The sequence below is a fragment of the Pedobacter sp. MC2016-05 genome (genome assembly GCF_026239735.1).
Classification (GTDB): Bacteria; Bacteroidota; Bacteroidia; order Sphingobacteriales; family Sphingobacteriaceae; genus Pedobacter.
Genome location: NZ_JAPIVT010000019.1, coordinates 90,728 through 109,778, shown reverse-complemented (window position 1 = coordinate 109,778; position 19,051 = coordinate 90,728). Strand labels below are relative to the sequence as shown.

19 protein-coding genes are annotated in these 19,051 nt (G+C 36.9%); 11 read left to right on the top strand and 8 right to left on the bottom strand.

What is annotated here, in order from left to right; all coding sequences use genetic code 11:
- Window positions 1–72: 72 nt before the first annotated feature.
- The 3 genes from OQZ33_RS19885 to OQZ33_RS19875 all read left to right on the top strand — a co-directional run bounded on the left by OQZ33_RS19885 (window position 73) and on the right by OQZ33_RS19875 (window position 1,779).
- Window positions 73–954, top strand: a complete 882-nt coding sequence (locus OQZ33_RS19885; protein WP_265801105.1) for a bifunctional 5,10-methylenetetrahydrofolate dehydrogenase/5,10-methenyltetrahydrofolate cyclohydrolase — start codon at window positions 73–75, stop codon at window positions 952–954.
- Window positions 955–1,095: 141 nt separating this feature from the next.
- Window positions 1,096–1,356: a DUF6364 family protein gene (locus tag OQZ33_RS19880; RefSeq protein WP_265801104.1), complete on the top strand. Its 261-nt coding sequence runs from the start codon at window positions 1,096–1,098 to the stop codon at window positions 1,354–1,356.
- 3 nt (window positions 1,357–1,359) lie between these two features.
- A complete protein-coding gene (locus tag OQZ33_RS19875; protein ID WP_265801103.1) occupies window positions 1,360–1,779 on the top strand; it encodes a PIN domain-containing protein in 420 nt (139 codons plus the stop codon).
- Between the two features lie 146 nt (window positions 1,780–1,925).
- Here OQZ33_RS19875 and OQZ33_RS19870 read toward each other — a convergent pair whose 3' ends face one another.
- Window positions 1,926–2,261, bottom strand: a complete 336-nt coding sequence (locus OQZ33_RS19870) for a Rieske (2Fe-2S) protein (RefSeq protein WP_265801101.1) — start codon at window positions 2,259–2,261, stop codon at window positions 1,926–1,928.
- A gap of 106 nt (window positions 2,262–2,367) precedes the next feature.
- Between OQZ33_RS19870 and OQZ33_RS19865 the strand changes: the two genes are divergently transcribed.
- Both OQZ33_RS19865 and OQZ33_RS19860 read left to right on the top strand, forming a co-directional pair.
- Entirely contained in the window at window positions 2,368–2,991 is a 624-nt protein-coding gene (locus tag OQZ33_RS19865; RefSeq protein WP_265801099.1) for a 7-carboxy-7-deazaguanine synthase QueE, read from the top strand.
- A gap of 38 nt (window positions 2,992–3,029) precedes the next feature.
- On the top strand, window positions 3,030–4,916 hold the full coding sequence (locus OQZ33_RS19860; RefSeq protein WP_265801097.1) for an OmpA family protein: 1,887 nt from the start codon (window positions 3,030–3,032) through the stop codon (window positions 4,914–4,916).
- 286 nt (window positions 4,917–5,202) lie between these two features.
- Here the strand turns inward: OQZ33_RS19860 and OQZ33_RS19855 are convergent, their stop codons facing one another.
- The 3 genes from OQZ33_RS19855 to recQ all read right to left on the bottom strand — a co-directional run bounded on the left by OQZ33_RS19855 (window position 5,203) and on the right by recQ (window position 9,010).
- Entirely contained in the window at window positions 5,203–5,919 is a 717-nt protein-coding gene (locus OQZ33_RS19855) for a YqjF family protein (protein WP_265801096.1), read from the bottom strand.
- A 2-nt stretch (window positions 5,920–5,921) separates the two neighbouring features.
- Window positions 5,922–6,734: a 3-deoxy-8-phosphooctulonate synthase gene (gene kdsA, locus OQZ33_RS19850; RefSeq protein ID WP_265801094.1), complete on the bottom strand. Its 813-nt coding sequence runs from the start codon at window positions 6,732–6,734 to the stop codon at window positions 5,922–5,924.
- Between the two features lie 86 nt (window positions 6,735–6,820).
- Window positions 6,821–9,010 carry a DNA helicase RecQ gene (recQ, locus tag OQZ33_RS19845; RefSeq protein WP_265801117.1) on the bottom strand — a complete coding sequence of 730 codons (2,190 nt, stop codon included), beginning with the start codon at window positions 9,008–9,010 and terminating at the stop codon, window positions 6,821–6,823.
- 91 nt (window positions 9,011–9,101) lie between these two features.
- On the opposite strand from recQ, the gene OQZ33_RS19840 reads away from it, so the two are divergent.
- Together OQZ33_RS19840 and OQZ33_RS19835 are read left to right on the top strand one after the other, a co-directional pair.
- The gene (locus OQZ33_RS19840) at window positions 9,102–10,070 is read left to right on the top strand and encodes a KpsF/GutQ family sugar-phosphate isomerase (RefSeq protein WP_265801093.1); all 969 of its coding nucleotides are present in this window, start codon (window positions 9,102–9,104) and stop codon (window positions 10,068–10,070) included.
- Window positions 10,071–10,084: 14 nt separating this feature from the next.
- Window positions 10,085–11,176, top strand: coding sequence for a mannose-1-phosphate guanylyltransferase (locus OQZ33_RS19835; protein WP_265801092.1), 1,092 nt, complete (start codon window positions 10,085–10,087; stop codon window positions 11,174–11,176).
- On the opposite strand, the gene OQZ33_RS19830 is transcribed toward OQZ33_RS19835, so the two are convergent.
- Together OQZ33_RS19830 and rlmB are read right to left on the bottom strand one after the other, a co-directional pair.
- Window positions 11,173–11,922, bottom strand: coding sequence for a DUF5995 family protein (locus tag OQZ33_RS19830; RefSeq protein WP_265801090.1), 750 nt, complete (start codon window positions 11,920–11,922; stop codon window positions 11,173–11,175). The genes OQZ33_RS19835 and OQZ33_RS19830 overlap by 4 nt on opposite strands.
- A gap of 66 nt (window positions 11,923–11,988) precedes the next feature.
- Window positions 11,989–12,756 (bottom strand): 23S rRNA (guanosine(2251)-2'-O)-methyltransferase RlmB, encoded by a 768-nt coding sequence (gene rlmB / locus OQZ33_RS19825; protein ID WP_265801088.1) that lies wholly within the window; start codon window positions 12,754–12,756, stop codon window positions 11,989–11,991.
- Between the two features lie 436 nt (window positions 12,757–13,192).
- Here rlmB and dnaB point away from each other — a divergent pair, with 436 nt between their 5' ends.
- A complete protein-coding gene (gene dnaB / locus OQZ33_RS19820) occupies window positions 13,193–14,758 on the top strand; it encodes a replicative DNA helicase (RefSeq protein WP_265801087.1) in 1,566 nt (521 codons plus the stop codon).
- A gap of 46 nt (window positions 14,759–14,804) precedes the next feature.
- Here the strand turns inward: dnaB and chrA are convergent, their stop codons facing one another.
- Window positions 14,805–16,022, bottom strand: a complete 1,218-nt coding sequence (gene chrA, locus OQZ33_RS19815; RefSeq protein WP_265801086.1) for a chromate efflux transporter — start codon at window positions 16,020–16,022, stop codon at window positions 14,805–14,807.
- Between the two features lie 50 nt (window positions 16,023–16,072).
- Window positions 16,073–16,408, bottom strand: a complete 336-nt coding sequence (locus tag OQZ33_RS19810; protein ID WP_265801085.1) for a tetratricopeptide repeat protein — start codon at window positions 16,406–16,408, stop codon at window positions 16,073–16,075.
- 128 nt (window positions 16,409–16,536) lie between these two features.
- On the opposite strand from OQZ33_RS19810, the gene OQZ33_RS19805 reads away from it, so the two are divergent.
- From OQZ33_RS19805 to OQZ33_RS19795, 3 genes are all read left to right on the top strand, one after another.
- The gene (locus OQZ33_RS19805) at window positions 16,537–17,274 is read left to right on the top strand and encodes an electron transfer flavoprotein subunit beta/FixA family protein (RefSeq protein ID WP_265801084.1); all 738 of its coding nucleotides are present in this window, start codon (window positions 16,537–16,539) and stop codon (window positions 17,272–17,274) included.
- An 87-nt stretch (window positions 17,275–17,361) separates the two neighbouring features.
- Entirely contained in the window at window positions 17,362–18,330 is a 969-nt protein-coding gene (locus OQZ33_RS19800) for an electron transfer flavoprotein subunit alpha/FixB family protein (RefSeq protein WP_265801083.1), read from the top strand.
- 54 nt (window positions 18,331–18,384) lie between these two features.
- Entirely contained in the window at window positions 18,385–18,999 is a 615-nt protein-coding gene (locus tag OQZ33_RS19795; RefSeq protein WP_265801082.1) for a bifunctional nuclease family protein, read from the top strand.
- Window positions 19,000–19,051 lie beyond the last annotated feature (52 nt).

The following is a 19,051-nucleotide window of genomic DNA, read 5'->3' as shown; positions in this document are numbered from 1 at the left end:
TAATAGACATGGGACGTTAGACAATTTGTTCGATCTCAGATCTTAAATCTCATTTTTCACATCTCTTCAAGAATGAAATTATTAGACGGTAAATACGTATCAGAAAAAGTTAAAGTTCAGATTGCTGAAGAAGCTGCAGAATTTTTAAATAGCAATGGACGCAAACCTCATTTGGTTGCCATTTTAGTGGGCAACGATGGCGGAAGCGAAACCTATGTAGCCAGTAAGATGAAAAACTGCGAGAAGGTAGGTTTCAAGTCTTCACTTCACCGTTATGATAATTCGGTTACTGAAGCTGAATTATTGGCTAAAATCGAAGAAATTAACAAAGATGCTGATGTTGATGGACTAATTGTTCAGCTTCCTTTACCAAAACATATAGACCCTGAGAAAGTTACGGAAGCTATTGATTACCGTAAAGATGTAGATGGTTTTCATCCGGTAAACTTGGGCAGAATGATGCGTAATCTACCCTGCTTCATCCCTGCTACACCTTATGGAATTTTATTGATGTTACAGGAATACAACATTAACACTTCTGGGATGCATTGTGTAGTAGTAGGAAGAAGTAACATTGTTGGTAGTCCAATGAGCATCTTAATGGCCCGAAATGCAAACCCAGGCAACTGTACAGTTACGCTTACCCATTCTCGTACAAAAGATTTAAAAGAGCAGGTTTTACAAGGCGATATTATTATTGCAGCAATTGGCAAAAAGAATTTCATCACCGCCGACATGGTAAAACCCGGCGCTATAATTATTGATGTGGGTATCAACCGTGAAACATCTACTGAAACAAAATCTGGTTTCAAATTATATGGAGATGTAGATTTCGAAAACGTAGTGCCAATTGCATCTTATATTACACCTGTTCCCGGTGGAGTCGGTTTAATGACGATTGTAGGTTTGTTGAAGAATACATTAGCATCAGCCAGGAAAGAAATTTATTCTTAAAGCTGAAAGCTTAAACGCCAAAGCGAAAAATCCATGGTTCAAAAATAATTAAAAGCAATTCAAATAATGGATTGCTTTTTTTACGTGTAAATATTTTTTATTATACGTAAAATAATTATATTTGATTATAAATATAATGTTATGGATTCGAAACTAACTTTAAGCTTTAACCAAGACGTAGTAACAAAGGCTAAAAAATATGCTGCTGATAACAATATTAGCCTATCGCGTTTAATTGAGCATTTGTTAACGCAAGTTACTTGCAGTGATTATAAATCACTAGAAGATTACCCCATTTCTGATTGGGTAAGTATGGTTGCACAGGGCGAAGTAGAGTATAAAAAAACCGTTAAAGCTGGCCGTAAAGCATCAAAAGATGAGTTCTTTTCTTCTAAAAAATAATCGATGAAGATATTTTTAGATGCAAACGTTTTAGTTTCAGTTTTGAATAAAGAATATCCCCTTTTTACTTATTCTTCAAGGATTTTAAGTTTGGCATCTCATCCAAAATTTGAAGTTTATACTTCGCCACTTTGCCTAGCAATTGCTTTTTACTTTGCAGAAAAAAAACATAAATCACTGTTAGCGAAACAGAAAATCGATTTGCTCTGTCAACATATTAAAATTGCTGAAAACTTATCAAAAGGTGTTTCAGATACACTTGCAAACAAGTCTATTCATGATTTTGAAGATGGATTAGAATATTATGCTGCTGAATCTGTTGATTGTAAATGCATCATTACAGAAGATAGTGAAGATTTTTATTTTGCTGATATTGAAGTATTAAATTGCCAATCATTTTTCAAGAGGTATTTACTAAACTGATTTAACCACAGATGGACAAAGATAAAAACAGATTTGTTAGCAACGAAAACACAGAAGTTAAGTTCGTTTCTATTCATTAAAGTTTCGGTGGCTAATATTTTTGCTTAACTCTATCTGTGTACATCCTTTTTAATCTGTGGTTAAACTTATCCCCAAAGCTTACTCCACCAGCCTTCTTCAAAACCAACATACAAGCCATCTTCTCTTAACTCACTTGGATAAATGTCAATATAATCGCCCTGACCCTCTGCACCTCTTCCGGTTTCCAAACTGTATTCATAGCGATGTATCGGACAGATCAGATTTCCATTTTTGCACCAACCACCAGAAAAGTGACCGCCAGCATGTGGGCAAGAAGATTGGGTTACCACAATTTTTTCTTCATTATTGATTACGCAGAGTTGTTTGCCATTAACCTCAAGCGTCTTTATTGAATTGGCATTCGGGATTTGATTAATATTTAGCGCTTTGAACCACTTCATACAGCTAAAATAACTATTTAAATATCAGTCTTATTTCATCTTTACATTAATTTTTAAAAGAGGAACTGCTAGACCGTATTTTTTTAAGATATTTGCATCCTCAAAAATGAAACAAGATATACCAGAAGACGGCACATTACTTCCTTTAATGGAAGAGTTCTATACGATACAGGGCGAAGGATTCAACACCGGAAAAGCAGCTTATTTTATCCGCTTAGGTGGTTGTGATGTAGGTTGCCACTGGTGTGATGTGAAAGAAAGCTGGGACGCTGAAATGCATCCCTTAACTCCGGCTGATGTAATTGTAGAAAATGCAGATAAATTCCCGGGCAAAGCTGTGGTAATTACTGGCGGTGAACCACTTATTTATAATCTTGACTACCTCACTCAAAAACTTAGAGATAGAGGTATCTTAACATTTATTGAAACTTCGGGTGCTTATCCTCTTTCAGGTCATTGGGATTGGATCTGTTTATCACCAAAGAAATTTAAAGCACCCAGACCCTATATTACCCCTTTCGCCCACGAGTTGAAAGTTATTGTTTTTAATAAAAGTGATTTTAAATGGGCAGAGGAATATGCGGCAATGGTATCGCCAACCTGTAAGCTTTATCTTCAGCCAGAGTGGTCAAAATCTAAGGAAATTACCCCGATGATTATCGAGTACGTAATGGCTAACCCAAAATGGGAGATCTCTTTGCAAACGCATAAATTTTTAAATATTCCTTAAATAGTCTACATTAGCTTTGATCACCAAATGTTGATGTAATGAAATACTGGTTTCTCTTATTCTTTAGTATAACAGTTGTTTCCTGTTATGCTCAAAGTTCACCTAACAGAAAAGCACAAACTTTTTTCGAAAAGGCAGGACCATACATTGAGAAATTAGATTATGCATCTGCCGAGCAAGTTTTGAAAAGTGCTGTTGAGGCAGATCCCCTATTTCAAAATGCATTCGCCTTACTCGGCGGCGTTTACAAAGCGCAAAAGAGATATTCAGATGCTAAAGCCGCTTACCAAAAAGCGTTACTGATCAATAAAAATGTAGCTCCCGAAGTGATGTATGGCTTAGCCGAGATGGAATTTGCCACACAAGAATATGATCAGGCAAAAAAACATTTTAATGAATTCTTATTATTAGATAATTTTTCTGACCGGGCAAAACGAGCAAGGAAATACTTAATGGACTGTGATTTTGCATCCCTTGAAATTAAGAAGCCTGTTAAGTACGCACCAGCTAACCTAGGAAATGGCGTTAATACAAACGATTCAGAGTATTTCCCTGCTTTAACAGCCGATGGAGAAACATTAGTGTTTACTCGCCTGATGAATGGGAATGAAGACTTTTGGACTTCTCAATTCAAGAATAATTCATGGAATTTAGCTACGCCTTTATCAGCCAACATTAATACGACCAGATACAATGAAGGCGCTCAAACGATATCTCCAGATGGAAAATATTTATTTTTTACGGGATGTAATCGCCCAGATGGGCTGGGTCGATGTGATATTTACGTTTCTCACCGAGAAGGCAAAGATTGGGGCGAACCGTATAATATTGGCAAACCTGTAAATTCTGAGTATTGGGAGTCGCAACCTGCAATTAGTCCAGATGGTAGAACATTATATTTCATCAGCAACCGTCCCGGCGGTTCGGGAGGCTACGATATCTGGAAAAGCACTATTACTGATGATGCCAAATGGGGACCTGCTATAAATCTTGGTCCTGAAATAAATACAATTTACGATGAAAACACCCCCTTCCTACACGCTGATGGAAAGACTCTTTACTTTTCCTCAGATGGATGGCCAGGCTTTGGAAACAAAGATATTTACTACAGCAGAATGGATGTTGGAGGAAAGTTTCAAAAACCTGTTAATATCGGCTATCCGATAAATTCATTTGATGATGAGAGCGGTTTAATTGTTAGTGCTGATGGAAATACGGGAATGTTTTCCTCTAACTTAAAAGATGGCTTCGGTGGTCAGGACATTTATAGTTTCGGTTTGCCGGAAATTGCGAAACCAATGAAAGTTTCTTATGTAAAAGGAATAGTGAGAGATAAGGACACCAAGAAAACGATAGAAAGCAATGTTCAGGTTATCGATTTAAAATCAAACAATACAGTTTTTGATGACTATACCGATCCCGAAACCGGTCAGTTTCTAGCTGTTATGCCTATCGGAAGTAATTATCTTTTCAATGTTAATGCAGAGGGTTATTTGTTTTATTCTGAAAACTTTGAATTAAAGGCTGGCGATATCAACAAGCCCTTCCAAATAGAAGTCTACATCGAAAAAATTAAACAAGGTGGCAATGTAACTTTGAGAAATATTTTCTTCGACACTAATAAGTACAATCTTTTGCCGGCATCAATTAGAGAACTCGATTTATTAATTGAGTTCTTAACTCAAAATCCAACGGTAGATATCGAAATTCAAGGTCATACAGATAATATAGGCGATGATAAATTGAACGAAAAGTTATCGTTTAATAGAGCAAATGCTGTTTACGAATATTTATTGAAAAACAATATTGAAGCCAAAAGACTCACGTTTAAAGGTTTTGGGGCAAATAAACCAATTGCAGATAATAAAACCGAGCTTGGGCGAAAAAGCAATAGAAGAACATCATTTTTGATAACTAAAATTTAATTTTTAATAGAAAACAACTTGTCTTGGATTAGTAAAAGGCATGCGTTGTTCTTCAAAAGATTTTTTGCTACACTACCATTTACGTTTTTAACTTTTCGTCATTGCCTGCCTGCGGCAGGCTGGCGAAATCGACTTTTCACCGATTGAACCTACAGCGAAGTGCGTTTGCCACAATCCCATTTGTGGCATTATTTTATCAAGTGAGATTGCCTCGAAACTATTAAAAATAGTTTCTCGCAATGACGACCGGTTTATAGCGAACTAGCCTATGAAAATACTATTACTGCTAAAACTTCTTCCCTTTCAAAACCCTAATTTCTGAGCCTTCTGCGAGCATTACTGAATCTGGTTCAGCATGGTTAAGAAAAGCGAAATCACTTCCGTAATTAATCCCAAAATCAACTTCAATTTTGTATTGTTTAACTGGGTAAGCTTCCCAGCGTGGATGTTCTACGCCATATTCAGAAGTTCTATTTAATCCAATCTTGGTATATCCCCAATAATGTTCGGTAATGAATTCTTCTTCGCTGCCCACAGCAATTTCCTGAGCTTTTGATGAAGCGGTAACAGAAAATTTATTCCAGGTTTTGTTCTTCCAAAGATAATCCACTTCGATTTGATGTTCCTGCTCAATCCAAACATGTTTCATCGGCAAGGTTTGGTAGTTCTCTTTGTAAACTGTATTTGCCACAAAGGTGATGGCTGGCAACGGCACAATTTCTTTTATAAAAACAACGCCCCTCTTCCACTCATCACCATCTTTGTATTTAACGTAAAAGCGAAGATTAACTTCCTCAAAATTAGTATGAAACGGGATATTAAAGCCCCTTAATTTTACATCTACGAACATAAAACCAACTAAGCTCACATAGTATTTGCCTTGCCAATCATCAAATTCTGTATTGGGCGGCAGGTATTTCAAAAGCACAGCCTTATCTACAGTATATTGTGCCAAAGCAAGTTTTCGCCATTCGGCAGTAAGAAATACCTTTGAGTTTGTCATTTTTAAAGAATAGCCTGCCTAATCCGGATTAACCTGGTTAAAGTTTCTTCCAATAAATCCAAATGCAACATATTAGCACCATCTGATTTCGCATTTGCTGGATCTGGGTGAGTTTCGATAAACAAGCCATCTGCACCAACTGCAATGGCAGCTTTAGCAATGGTTAAAATTAATTCGGGTTTACCTCCGGTTACACCACTCGCTTGATTTGGTTGCTGTAACGAATGCGTACAATCCATCACAACGGGAACACCGAAGCTTTGCATTTCGGGTAAACCCCGATAATCAACAATTAAATCCTGGTAGCCAAAAGTATTTCCCCTGTCCGTTAAAATTACTTTTTCGTTGCCGGCTTCCCGCACTTTTTCAACTGCAAATTTCATAGAACCAGCAGAAAGAAATTGTCCCTTTTTTACATTAACTACTTTGCCAGTTTCGGCAGCAGCAATTAACAAGTCAGTCTGGCGACACAAAAAAGCTGGGATTTGCAACACGTCTACATATGCAGCAGCCATTGCAGCCTCACCACTTTCGTGAATATCTGTAACGGTAGGCACGCCAAATTCGCGACCAATACGCTCCAAAATTCTTAGGGCTTTTTCATCGCCAATCCCTGTAAAAGAGCTGCCTTTGCTCCTATTTGCTTTGCGATAAGAACCCTTGAAGATGTAAGGGATTTTAAGTTTAGCTGTTATCGTAATAATCTTTTCAGCAATACGCATGGCGATATCTTCACCTTCTATTGCACATGGACCAGCCATCAAAAAGAAATTTCCGGATTCTGTATTTTTTATTTTATCTAAATAGTTTAGCATAATTGAGATTTAAGACTTGAGATTTGAGATTTGAGATTTCAGACGTAAACAGTCTAAAATCTAGTCTCTTTATCTCAAATCTAATTTTAGTTCCCTAGTTCTGACATGAATTTTATTCGCATCAATTGGATTTCTTCGCGGGTATAGTCAGTTTCGCCAAGTTCGTTAAGTGCTTCATCGATCGAATCGCTTTCGGCAGCACGGAAGTAATCAAAAACCTCATCTTGTCTATCATCATCAATGACTTCATCAATAAAATAGTTTAAATTAAGTTTGGTACCTGAGTTTACGATTGATTCTACCTCTTTTAAAATTTCTTCGTAAGTAATTCCTTTTGAATCTGCAATATCTTCTAAACCAATCTGTCTATCGATATTTTGAATAATAGAAACTTTCATTTGCGATTTATTGGCTTGAGTCTTAATAATCAAATCAATTGGTCGCTCAATGTCGTTATCTTCTACATATTTCTTAATTAACTCAATAAAAGGGCTACCAAATTTCATTGCTTTACCAGAGCCAACACCGTGTATTTGACGAATTTCTTCCATTGTAATTGGATAATGCGTACACATTTCCTCCAAAGATGGATCTTGAAAAACAACAAAGGGTGGAACACTTTTTTGCTTGGCAATTTTTTTACGTAAATCTTTTAGCAGCTGTAACAAGTGGGTATCTAAGGCTCCAGGACCTTGTTTTACATCATCATCATCATCATCTGCGCCCGTTTCAATCGGCTCATTTAAGATGAATTTCAAGCTGTAAGGATTGATAATAAAGTCTCTTCCTTGTTTAGTTAGCTTTAATAAACCGTAATTATCAATATCCTTAAAAAGGTAATTATTTAGAACGGCCTGCCGGATAACTGATTTCCAAAACAGAATTCCTTCTTCTTTACCGATTCCAAATTCCGGAACTTTGCTATGCTCATAAGCAATGGTTTGTGCAGTTTCCAAGCCCAAAAAAACGTTTAGTAAATGCGCATCGTCAAACTTCTCGCCTGTTTTTTCGATGAATTTTAACAAGGTTGATAGCTGGTCTTCCGCATCAAATTGTTTTTTAGGTTTTTTGCAGTTATCGCACATGCAATTGCAACCTGTTTCATTAAAATTTTCTCCAAAATAATGAAGTATCTGCTTACGCCGGCAAACGCCAGATTCAGCATAATCAATAACTTCTTTTAAAATTTGTGTACCAATTTCGCGTTCAGAAACTGGCTTATCTTTCATAAATTTAGCCAGCTTATCTACGTCTTTTTGAGCGTAGAAAGCAATACAAACTCCTTCGCCACCATCACGGCCAGCTCTACCAGTTTCCTGGTAATAACCCTCCATACTTTTAGGAACATCATGATGGATAACGAAACGAACGTCAGGTTTATCTATCCCCATACCAAAAGCAATTGTCGCTACAATCACCTCTGCATCTTCCATCAAAAAGCGATCTTGTGTTTCAGCTCTAATTTTCGGTTCTAAACCAGCATGATATGGCAAAGCACTAATTCCATTAAGGTTTAGCGCTTCTGCAACTTCTTCTACTTTTTTTCGACTGAGACAATAAATGATCCCTGATTTCCCTGGATTAGATTTAATATACTTTATGATTTCTTTAGTGATATCCCTTTTTGGGCGGATTTCATAAAATAAGTTGGGCCTATTAAATGACGATTTAAATAGTGTAGCCTCGGTCATGCCAAGGTTTTTCATAATATCTTGCTGAACCTTCGGTGTGGCAGTAGCTGTTAAAGCTATAATAGGAATATTATTGCCCAAGCCTGCAATCACCTGCTTTATTTTACGGTATTCAGGTCTGAAATCATGACCCCATTCCGATATACAATGCGCTTCATCAACCGCGACAAAAGAGATCTTTATTAAATTAAGGAACTCAATATTATCTTGCTTAGCCAGCGATTCTGGCGCAACATATAACAACTTCGTCTGGCCACTTAAAAGATCAGACTTAACTTGTGTAATTTCAGACTTATTTAAAGATGAGTTAAGAAAGTGTGCGATACTATCATTTCCACCAAATGCCCTTAATTGATCCACCTGGTTTTTCATTAATGCAATTAGAGGAGAAATTACAATCGCCGTTCCTTCGCTCATTAATGCTGGCAATTGATAGCAAATAGACTTTCCTCCGCCGGTTGGCATAATAACGAAAGTATTATTGCCTTCTAATATATTTGTTATGATCGACTCCTGATCACCTTTGAAATTATCAAACCCAAAGAAATTTTGTAGGTTATCAAATAACGACTTTTTCACGTCCATTTTGTGTAATAAAATATGCGATGCTATTTTTCTATCCAAAATAACATAATTTTACAAGAATTTCAAGTATTCACCAACAATTATTTTCTCTTTGAAAAGTAAAAAATACATAATCCAATCAGCCATAAGCACTTTAGAGCTTGAAGCAGCAGCGATACTAAATGTTGCGAAAAACATTAACGATGATTTCGAGCAAGTGGTATCTACCATTTTAAATTGTGATGGAAGAGTTATTGTAACGGGCATAGGCAAAAGCGCTATTATCGCTCAAAAAATTGTTGCTACTTTTAATTCTACTGGCACGCCTGCTATTTTTATGCATGCCGCAGATGCAATTCATGGCGATTTGGGTATGATTCAAAGAAATGATGTCATTATTTGTTTATCAAAAAGCGGAAATACTCCAGAAATAAAAGTGTTGGTTCCATTGCTTAAATCTGCAGGAAATAAACTGATTGGAATGGTTGGGGAATTAGCATCGTTTTTAGCCGAACAGGCAGATCTTGTATTAAATACCTCATTTGAAAAAGAGGCTTGCCCACATAATTTAGCACCAACTACCAGCACAACGGCTCAACTCGCCTTGGGCGATGCATTGGCTATTTGTCTCTTAGAATGTAGAGAATTTAATGAGTCTGATTTTGCGAAATATCACCCCGGAGGATCATTAGGAAAGAAACTTTATTTAAAGGCCAAAGATCTGGCCCTTTCTAATGAAAAACCTTCAATAAATCCCTCGGCCTCCGTTAAGGATGTATTAATAGAAATTAGCAAAAACCGTTTGGGTGCTGTTGCTGTTGTTGATGAGGAAAATAGTGTTATTGGTGTAATTACCGATGGCGATATCAGACGCATGCTTGAGAACAATGATTCGGTTACTGGACTGAAAGCCGAAGATATTATGGGTAAGCAGCCAAAAAGCATACAGTACGACGCTCTTGCAGTAGAAGCACTACACATAATTAAGGAAAATAACATTACGCAGTTGCTAGTACTGAAACAAAACACTTACTTTGGAATTATCCATTTGCACGATCTTTTGAATGAAGGAATAGTGTAATTTTAAATCATAAAATGAATAAAGATTATTACGCCCTAATAATGGCTGGCGGAGTCGGAAGTCGCTTCTGGCCGGTGAGCAGAACAGAATACCCTAAGCAGTTTATCGATTTTTTTGGAGTTGGTAAAACACTGATTCAAAGCACTTACGAAAGGTTTTTAAAAATCTGTTTACCAGAAAATATATTTATCGTTACCAATGAGATTTATGCTGATCTTGTAAAAGAACAGTTACCACAGCTCTCAGATAATCAAATCTTGGCGGAACCGTTATTAAGAAACACGGCCCCTTGTGTAGCTTATGGAAGTTTAAAAATTCATGAGCTTAATCCTAATGCGACTATCGTTGTAGCACCTTCAGATCATACTATTGCTAACATAGATGGTTTTATCGATTCCATTGAGCAATCGCTTGATGCCGCTTCGAAAAATGATTGTTTGATTACCTTAGGTATCAAACCTAACAGACCTGATACGGGTTACGGCTACATTCAGCACACCGATCATGTATTAAATACCGATACTGATTTACATCGTGTTAAAACATTTACCGAAAAGCCAAATTTGGAATTAGCCAAATCATTTATCCAAAGTGGTGATTTTTTATGGAACGCCGGAATTTTTATCTGGTCGGCAAAATCAATTTTGAAAGCATTTGAAAGGCATTTACCAGATATGTACGAAATTTTCAATCAGGGCCGTTCAGAAATGAATACCGAAAGAGAGAATGATTTTATAAATAATGCTTATCTGCAATGCACCAATATATCTATCGATTTTGGTATTATGGAGAAGGCTGATAATGTTTATGTTTTACCTGCTGATTTTGGCTGGTCTGACTTAGGTACCTGGGCTTCAATTTATGAAATGGCTGAGAAGGATTACGTTGGTAATGCGGTAATTCCTTCAGAACAGGTGATTATGTTCGATTCGTCGAATTGTATGGTTAATGTACCGAAAGATAAACTGGTCATCCTACAAGGACTACATGATTACATTGTAGTGGAAAACAACAATATGTTGATGATTTGCCCACGTAATGAGGAGCAAAAAGTAAAAGAATTTGTAGCCGAAGTTAAATCTAGATTCGGCAATAGATTCATTTAATCTTTCAAAAATCTTAAAATCTCGCCAACATCTTTTGGTTCGAAAATCCTAACTGTTCTTAAAACTAAGCTTTGAGAAAAGTTAGGATTTATAATATTTCTGGCTACTACATTAATTTTATCATCCAGATTTTTGATGTAGCCCTGATACGTATTCGTTTGCAGAACGGAGAGGCTAACAGCATTTGCCCAAGCGGTGTTTCTTGCCGCTGTAATGCTAAAATTGATTACAGATTCTTTGCTTTTATTATCAACATATTTTAATAATTTCATCGGGGCACAAATCTCTTCCAAATCCTTTTGGATTATATTTATCAAGCTACCAATAATATTGTTGATAAGATTGAAATCTTTTTTAATCAACTGGATGTCAGAACCCTTTGCAGTTTCAGCAGCAGCGATGCCTAGATCTAAGTTAATATGTGCATTCATGCCCATTAACAAATGTTGAATGACAGTGTAAGGCTGTAAACTGGCGTCGAAAGCAGATTTCCATGAAAAAGTTAGTGGAGTCTGGTTCAAATTACAGAAATAAGCGTCGATATATCGATTTGCAAAAATCACATCAAGCTTTTCCATTCGCTGTCCGTCCTCAAACAAACCGTCATTTATCCCATTTTGAACAGCGATGGTCATTTTTCGATACAAGCAAGCAAAATATCCCGCTCTGGATTTTTTGGCAATGCTTTGATTGATAATATCATCTAGATGAGTGATAACTTCAATAATGTTTTTTGCAGGAAGCATAAATGGAATTTCTAATTAAAAATACATAATTATATTCCTAATCAAGAAATTAAAAGGACATCAACCTTAGGTAGTTCTTTGTCTTACAGCCTCGTATAAAATAACACCCGCAGAAACTGACACATTTAATGATTCTATTTTGCCAGCCATTGGAATTTTTGCTAAATGATCTGCTACTCTTAAAAGATCGTTTGAAATTCCCTCGTCTTCCGACCCCATAACGATTGCTGTTGGCATGGTATAATCTGGAGAGTAAATTAAATCTGTGGTTTTCTCGGTACAGGCTACAATTTGCAAACCGCTTTCTTGCAAAAACAAACAGGTTTTATGAAGGTTAGCATGTCTGCAAATAGGAATATTAAATAGGGCTCCTGCAGAAGTTTTAATAGCATCTGCGTTAATTTGTGCGGCATTTTTTAACGGTACCACAATAGCATGCACACCTACGCAAGCAGCTGTACGAGCAATTGCACCCATGTTACGTACATCAGTAACACTATCTAACACCAATATCAACGGCACTTCGCCTTTTTCAAAAACAGCAGGAACAATATCCTCAATATTTTGATAAGTGATAGGAGAAATAACAGCTATAACACCTTGATGATTTTTCTGAGACATTCTATTCAATTTCTCAATTGGAACAGCGTTCAATGGGATCAAGGTATCTTTAAGTAGTGCTTTTAATTCCAGAAATAATTCGCCTCCCAGACCACGTTGCTGATAAATCGTTTCAATATCTCTTCCAGCTTTCACTGCTTCAATTACAGCTCTAATGCCAAATACAAACTCATTATTTTCCTTTGCTCTTTGTGGTCTTCTAAAATTATCCATGTTGTAAAATTGTTTGCAAAAGTAGTTGTTTTTCCGGCAAGGCAAGCAAAATTATTTGCTATTAGAAAATATGGACGTAAAACAGAGGACTGATTTTTATTGGCAATAGAATTATAGAGGTAATAGAGAATCGGAAATAGGAAGTTTATCAGTCGAACTTAAAAAAAGTACTGTTACATTTTCTACTATTGCCAACTACCTATTCCCCATTACCTCTTCCTTATTTTCAATTACCAATTCCCTATTCTCTATTCCTTCAGTTATCCATTCCCTATAAACCCATATTTATCACCCTTCCATTATCAACATTTTATTGTTCAGAATTTTGAGATCTTTTTAAAATAACGAAAACTTAATCTTATTCTTCTTCAATTTGTTAACAAACAGCTAAGAACTTGTTAAAACATTCGGATCAAAAATTAACTACTTTTGTAAAATGAGTATCGATAACGAACAAGGCGGAAAGAATAGTATATCATCCCGAAAAGCAAGATTAAATACAACAGTGAGTTCAATGGGTAAATTGCCTCCCCAAGCATTAGATTTGGAAGAGGCAGTTTTAGGTGCATTGATGTTGGAAAAAGATGCGCTTTCGGCTGTTATCGACATTTTAAAGCCTGAGGTTTTTTATCATGAAGCCCACCAAAAAATATTTGCAGCCATCCACATGCTGTTCGAAAAATCGAAACCAGTAGATATTTTAACAGTAACATCAGAACTGCGCCAGATGGGTACTTTAGAAATGGTTGGCGGAGCTTATTATATTACTAATCTGACTAACCGTGTAGCTTCTGCCGCAAATATTGAATATCACGCCCGGATTATTTCCCAAAAATATATTCAGCGTGAATTGATTAGAATTTCTACTGATATTATTACGAATGCTTATGAAGATACCACTGATATTTTCGATTTATTAGATCATGCGGAAAAAGGATTGTTTGATATTGCCCAAAATAACTTGCGGAGAGATACGCAGAAAATGGACGATATTATCAAACAATCATTAGCGACCCTAGAAGAACTTCGAACAAAAACAGATGGCTTAACGGGTGTTCCGACTGGATTTACAGGGTTAGATCGCATTACCGGAGGTTGGCAAAAACAAGATCTAGTAATTATCGCTGCTCGTCCGGCGATGGGAAAAACCGCCTTCGTACTTACCTGCGCTAGGAATGCGACAGTTGATTTTCAAAAACCGACAGTAGTTTTCTCTTTAGAGATGTCTTCTGTTCAGTTAGTTAACCGTTTAATATCGGGAGAAGCTGAAATAGAGCAAGAAAAAATCAGAAAAGGAAATTTACAAGAGTGGGAATGGCAGCAGCTTCACAGTAAAATCGGTCGCTTAACGGAAGCTCCCCTACTTATCGATGATACGCCAGCGCTAAATATCTTTGAATTTAGAGCAAAATGTAGAAGACTAAAATCGCAATACGATATTCAATTAGTAATTGTAGATTATTTGCAGTTGATGCATGGTAAAGGTGAAGGCGGTAAAGGTGGCGGTAACCGTGAGCAAGAAATCGGTAGTATTTCAAGAGCTTTGAAATCAGTTGCCAAAGAATTAGATGTTCCCGTTCTAGCCTTATCACAGTTAAGTCGTGCGGTAGAAAGCCGACCTGGTTTGCAGGGAAAGAGACCAATGTTATCCGATTTGCGTGAATCGGGTTCAATTGAGCAGGATGCAGATATGGTTTTATTCCTTTATCGCCCTGAATATTATGGCATTACCGAAGATGAGCAAGGAAGATCGCAAGCAGGAATTGGCGAAGTAATTATTGCAAAACACAGGAACGGTGAAACTGGAATTGTACCACTTCGATTTATTGGTAAGTTTGTTAAGTTTACGGATTTGGAAGAGGATTTCACAGCACCAACGTCATTTGCTTCAGCAGATCCATCTGCAGGAATGTACCCATCACAAGATTTTGAAAAACAAAGCAATGTTATTATTCGACCATCAAAAATGGACGATTATAATGATGATGATCCACCATTTTAATGAAGTAAATAGTTGCAGGGAAATCGAAAAATTTCCCTTTTTTTATTTAGAAAAGATATCCGAATAATATTCCTGCTAAAACAATAACAGGCGGGCTCACTTTGGTGAAGTTTAAAAGTAAAAATGTGGCTACCATTATCCCTAAGAACAACCAGTTAAAACCTATCGGGATAAGCAACAGGATAAAGGCGGCAATAATGAAACCTACGCTTACCGCATTGATACCAGAAAGACTATAGCGAATCCTTGAGATTTTTTTCAAATCATCCCAAAAAGGAACGATAAATAAAACCAAAATTAATCCTGGTAAATTAATTCCAATTACACCGATTAGGCCACCCAGCACCTGTCCCCATACGCCGTAGCCGAAGTTCTTCATGCTTAATGCACCCAGATAACTGGTGAATGAAAATGTTGGGCCGGGAAGCGCTTGCTGTAACGCAAAACCTGATAAAAAACCTGATGAAGGCAGATAATGCTTCATCTCTACAAACTCAGTAAACATTAACGGTACAAGCACCTGGCCACCACCGAAAACTAATATTCCGTTCCGGTAAAAATTTTCTAACAAACGAATTGGCAAGCTGAAAGGTGATGTTCTGTTGATAATGGCACCAACAAGTGCGAATAAAAGTAGTGCACCTAAAAAGTAAATCATCTTCTTCGGGTTAATATTCGAGAAAAGTTTAACTCTCAATTCCGTTTCCTCTTTAGGCGTTTCAATTGCGGAAGAAATTATCCCACCAACTAAAATCGCTAATGGGAACACATAGGCATTACGGAGAACAAAGGTTGCCACAACAGAAGATATGGCTAAGAAAATGGAAACTTGGGAAGACAAAACTTTCTTACCCAATTGCCAGGCTCCATAAGCTACAATACCCAACGCTATGGGCTGAATATACTCCAAAATATCACTAAACTTTTGCTTCTGATCAAGCAAGGCATAGCTAATCGCAGCAAATGTCATAATTGTTGCTGTTGGCAAGATCCAAATCAAAAAAGTAAGGATTGCTAGCTTCAGTTTCCCAACTTTCCAGGCTATCCCCACCAGTGTTTGTGTAGATGCTGGCCCCGGTAAAACCTGTGCTAAAGCGTTTAACTCCAGTAACTCTTCTTCCGAAATAAACTTGGAATTTTTAACGAAATACTTCAACAGCAATGCTAAATGAGCTTGTGCGCCACCGAAAGAAGTGAAGGTGAACAATACGACATTCCTGATAAATAGCCACTGCTTTTTAGCAGCGATGGGTTTAGCTTGCATTTATTCTGGCTAATTAGCAATAAACAAATAATTGAAAACGACTGAGTAAATTATTCATCTTCATAATCTAAACCTGCAGCAGTGTTGTACGCACCTTGTAACTCAGAAAATGCATGCATATCTCGCTTATTACGGGCTACAGCCATTCCTTTTTGATATACTTCAATCGCTTTATCTTTTTGATCATCTTTTTCCAATAACTTACCCAAATGATAATAAGTTCCTACATAATCTGGATGTTTATCCGTTAACTGAAGGTAAAAAGAATAGGCCTTTTCTTTATCATTTTGAGTGTTATACTCTGTGGCTAAGGCATATAGTATAAACGGATCGTTCGGATCACTTTCTAAAAACTCCAATAACTTTGCTAAACGGCTTGATGACATTTTATTTCCTTGCTTTTTTAATTAAATTTGCAGAAAGACCATATATAAATAAGACCAATAGTATGATTAATCAGGAGCCTTACTTTAAGCTTTGATAATTTCATATTCACTAAAACCCAAATTAACATATGAAAATATTAGTTTGTATCAGTAACGTGCCCGACACGACGACAAAAATAACTTTTACCAATGATAATACCGAATTCAATACAGCCGGAGTACAATATATTGTTAATCCTTATGATGAAATTGCATTATCAAGAGCAATTGAGTTAACCGAAGGTGGTAAAGGAACAGTAACTGTAATCAATGTTGGCGAAGCAGCAAACGATCCAACCATCAGGAAAGCACTTGCAATTGGCGCAGATGATGCCGTAAGAGTAAATGCTGCTCCACGTGATGCCTATTTCGTAGCTAAACAAATTGCAGAATATGCAAAGGATAGAGATTTCAATATCATTTTAACTGGACGGGAGTCTATTGATTATAATGGAAATCAGGTAGCCGCAATGGTCGGAGAATTTTTAGACATACCCTCAATTTCAATCATCAAAAAACTCGACATTGATGGAGACAATGCAACTGTAGAAAGAGAAATTGAAGGTGGAAAAGAAGTAGTTACCGTTACTGGAAAGTTTGTAGCAAGCTGTGCTGAAGGGGTTGCTGAACCAAAAATTCCTAACATGCGTGGTATTATGAGCGCAAGAACAAAACCTTTAGCTGTTGTTGATCCAGTTTCGATTGAAGAAGTTACCAAGGTGACTAAATATGAAACTCCAGCTCCACGCGGCACGGTGAAATTAATTCCTGCAGATCAAACGGAGTCGTTGATTGGCTTGCTACATAGTGAAGCAAAAGTGATTTAATAGGATCTAGTTAAGTTTGAGCTTGAAATAAACAGAGATAGTTAATTGAGTAGATAAACATCTCCATCGGAGATTTAAGATAAAAATATGTCAGTATTAGTATATGTAGAACAAGCTGAAGGGAAGTTTAAGAAATCTGTTTTCGAGGCAGTTTCATACGCCAAAGCCATTGCCGATCAACAATCGACCAATTTAGTTGCCATTTCTATTGGCGATGTTGCAGAAAGTGAATTAAAAGAGTTAGGTAAATACGGTCCATCGAAGGTTTTAAATGTAAGTGTAGATCAGTTAAAAACGTTTGTAAACCAGGCTTACGCAAGCGTAATTGCTGCAGCTGCCGGACAAGAAAATGCAGACATCGTCGTATTATCGAATTCATTTTCTGGTAAAGGCTTAGCGCCTCGTATTGCAGTGAAACTTAAAGCTGGTTTGGCAGATGGAGCTGTTGAGTTGCCTAGTACAGATGGGAAATTCTCGGTTAAAAAAACTGCATTTTCTGGTAAAGCCTTTGCCATTACCGAATTAACGTCGGCAAATAAGGTAATAGCCTTAAACCCGAATGCCTTTGGTGTGAAAGAAAATAACACCGAAGCAGCTATTGAAACCTTCTCCGCTGATGTTAAACAATCAGACTTAGGAACTGTTATCAAAGATATTGTAAGAGCAACTGATAAAGCTTCACTTCCAGATGCTGAATTAGTGGTATCTGCCGGACGTGGTTTAAAGGGTCCTGAAAACTGGGGAATGATTGAAGAATTAGCAGGTTTATTAGGTGCTGCAACCGCTTGTTCAAAACCAGTTTCTGATGCAGATTGGAGACCGCATTCTGAACACGTAGGTCAAACAGGAATTTCCATTAGCCCCAACTTGTATATTGCCATCGGCATATCTGGTGCAATTCAACATTTGGCTGGTGTAAGTTCATCAAAAGTAATCGTGGTGATTAACAAAGATCCTGAAGCACCTTTTTTCAAAGTAGCAGATTACGGTATTGTTGGAGATGCTTTTGAAGTTGTACCAAAATTAATAGAAGCTTTAAAAGCACATAAAGGATAATAAATTACTTTAAACTTCGCATATCTAAAAATATGTGAGGTTTGAAAACGATATATGAAAAAAGTTAAATTAGATATTGTAGGTTTATCTTACAGCCAGACGCAATCTGGTGCTTATGCCCTGGTTTTAGGAGAAGTAAATGGCCGCCGAAGATTGCCCATTATTATAGGCGCATTTGAAGCTCAGGCAATTGCTATTGAAATTGAAAAGATGACTCCCAGCAGGCCATTAACCCACGATTTATTTAAATCAATGGCTGATACTTTTCATATCAACATACAAGAAATCATTATTTATAATTTGGTTGATGGTGTGTTTTATGCAAAACTAATCTGTAGCGATGGAAAAACCCCCCATGAAATTGATGCCAGGACCTCAGATGCAATTGCACTTGCTGTTCGGTTTAACGCTTTAATTTATACTTATGAATTTATACTGGCCTCTGCAGGGATCGTAATTGAAGGAAATGATTTTCTATTTTTAGAAAACATGGATTCGATTGCCAAAGAACCTGATGCTGATGTAACGCCAAGTTCATCGCAACAGCAAGGATTTGGTGATTTAACAATTGAAGAACTTCAACAGAAACTTCAGGAAGCAATCGCTGACGAAGCCTATGAAAAAGCTGCCCGATTGAGAGATGAGTTAAATAAAAGAGGAACTTCCTAATAAATTGTTATTGATTCTTACCTAAAATCCTCCAAGAAAATGGAAATTTAAA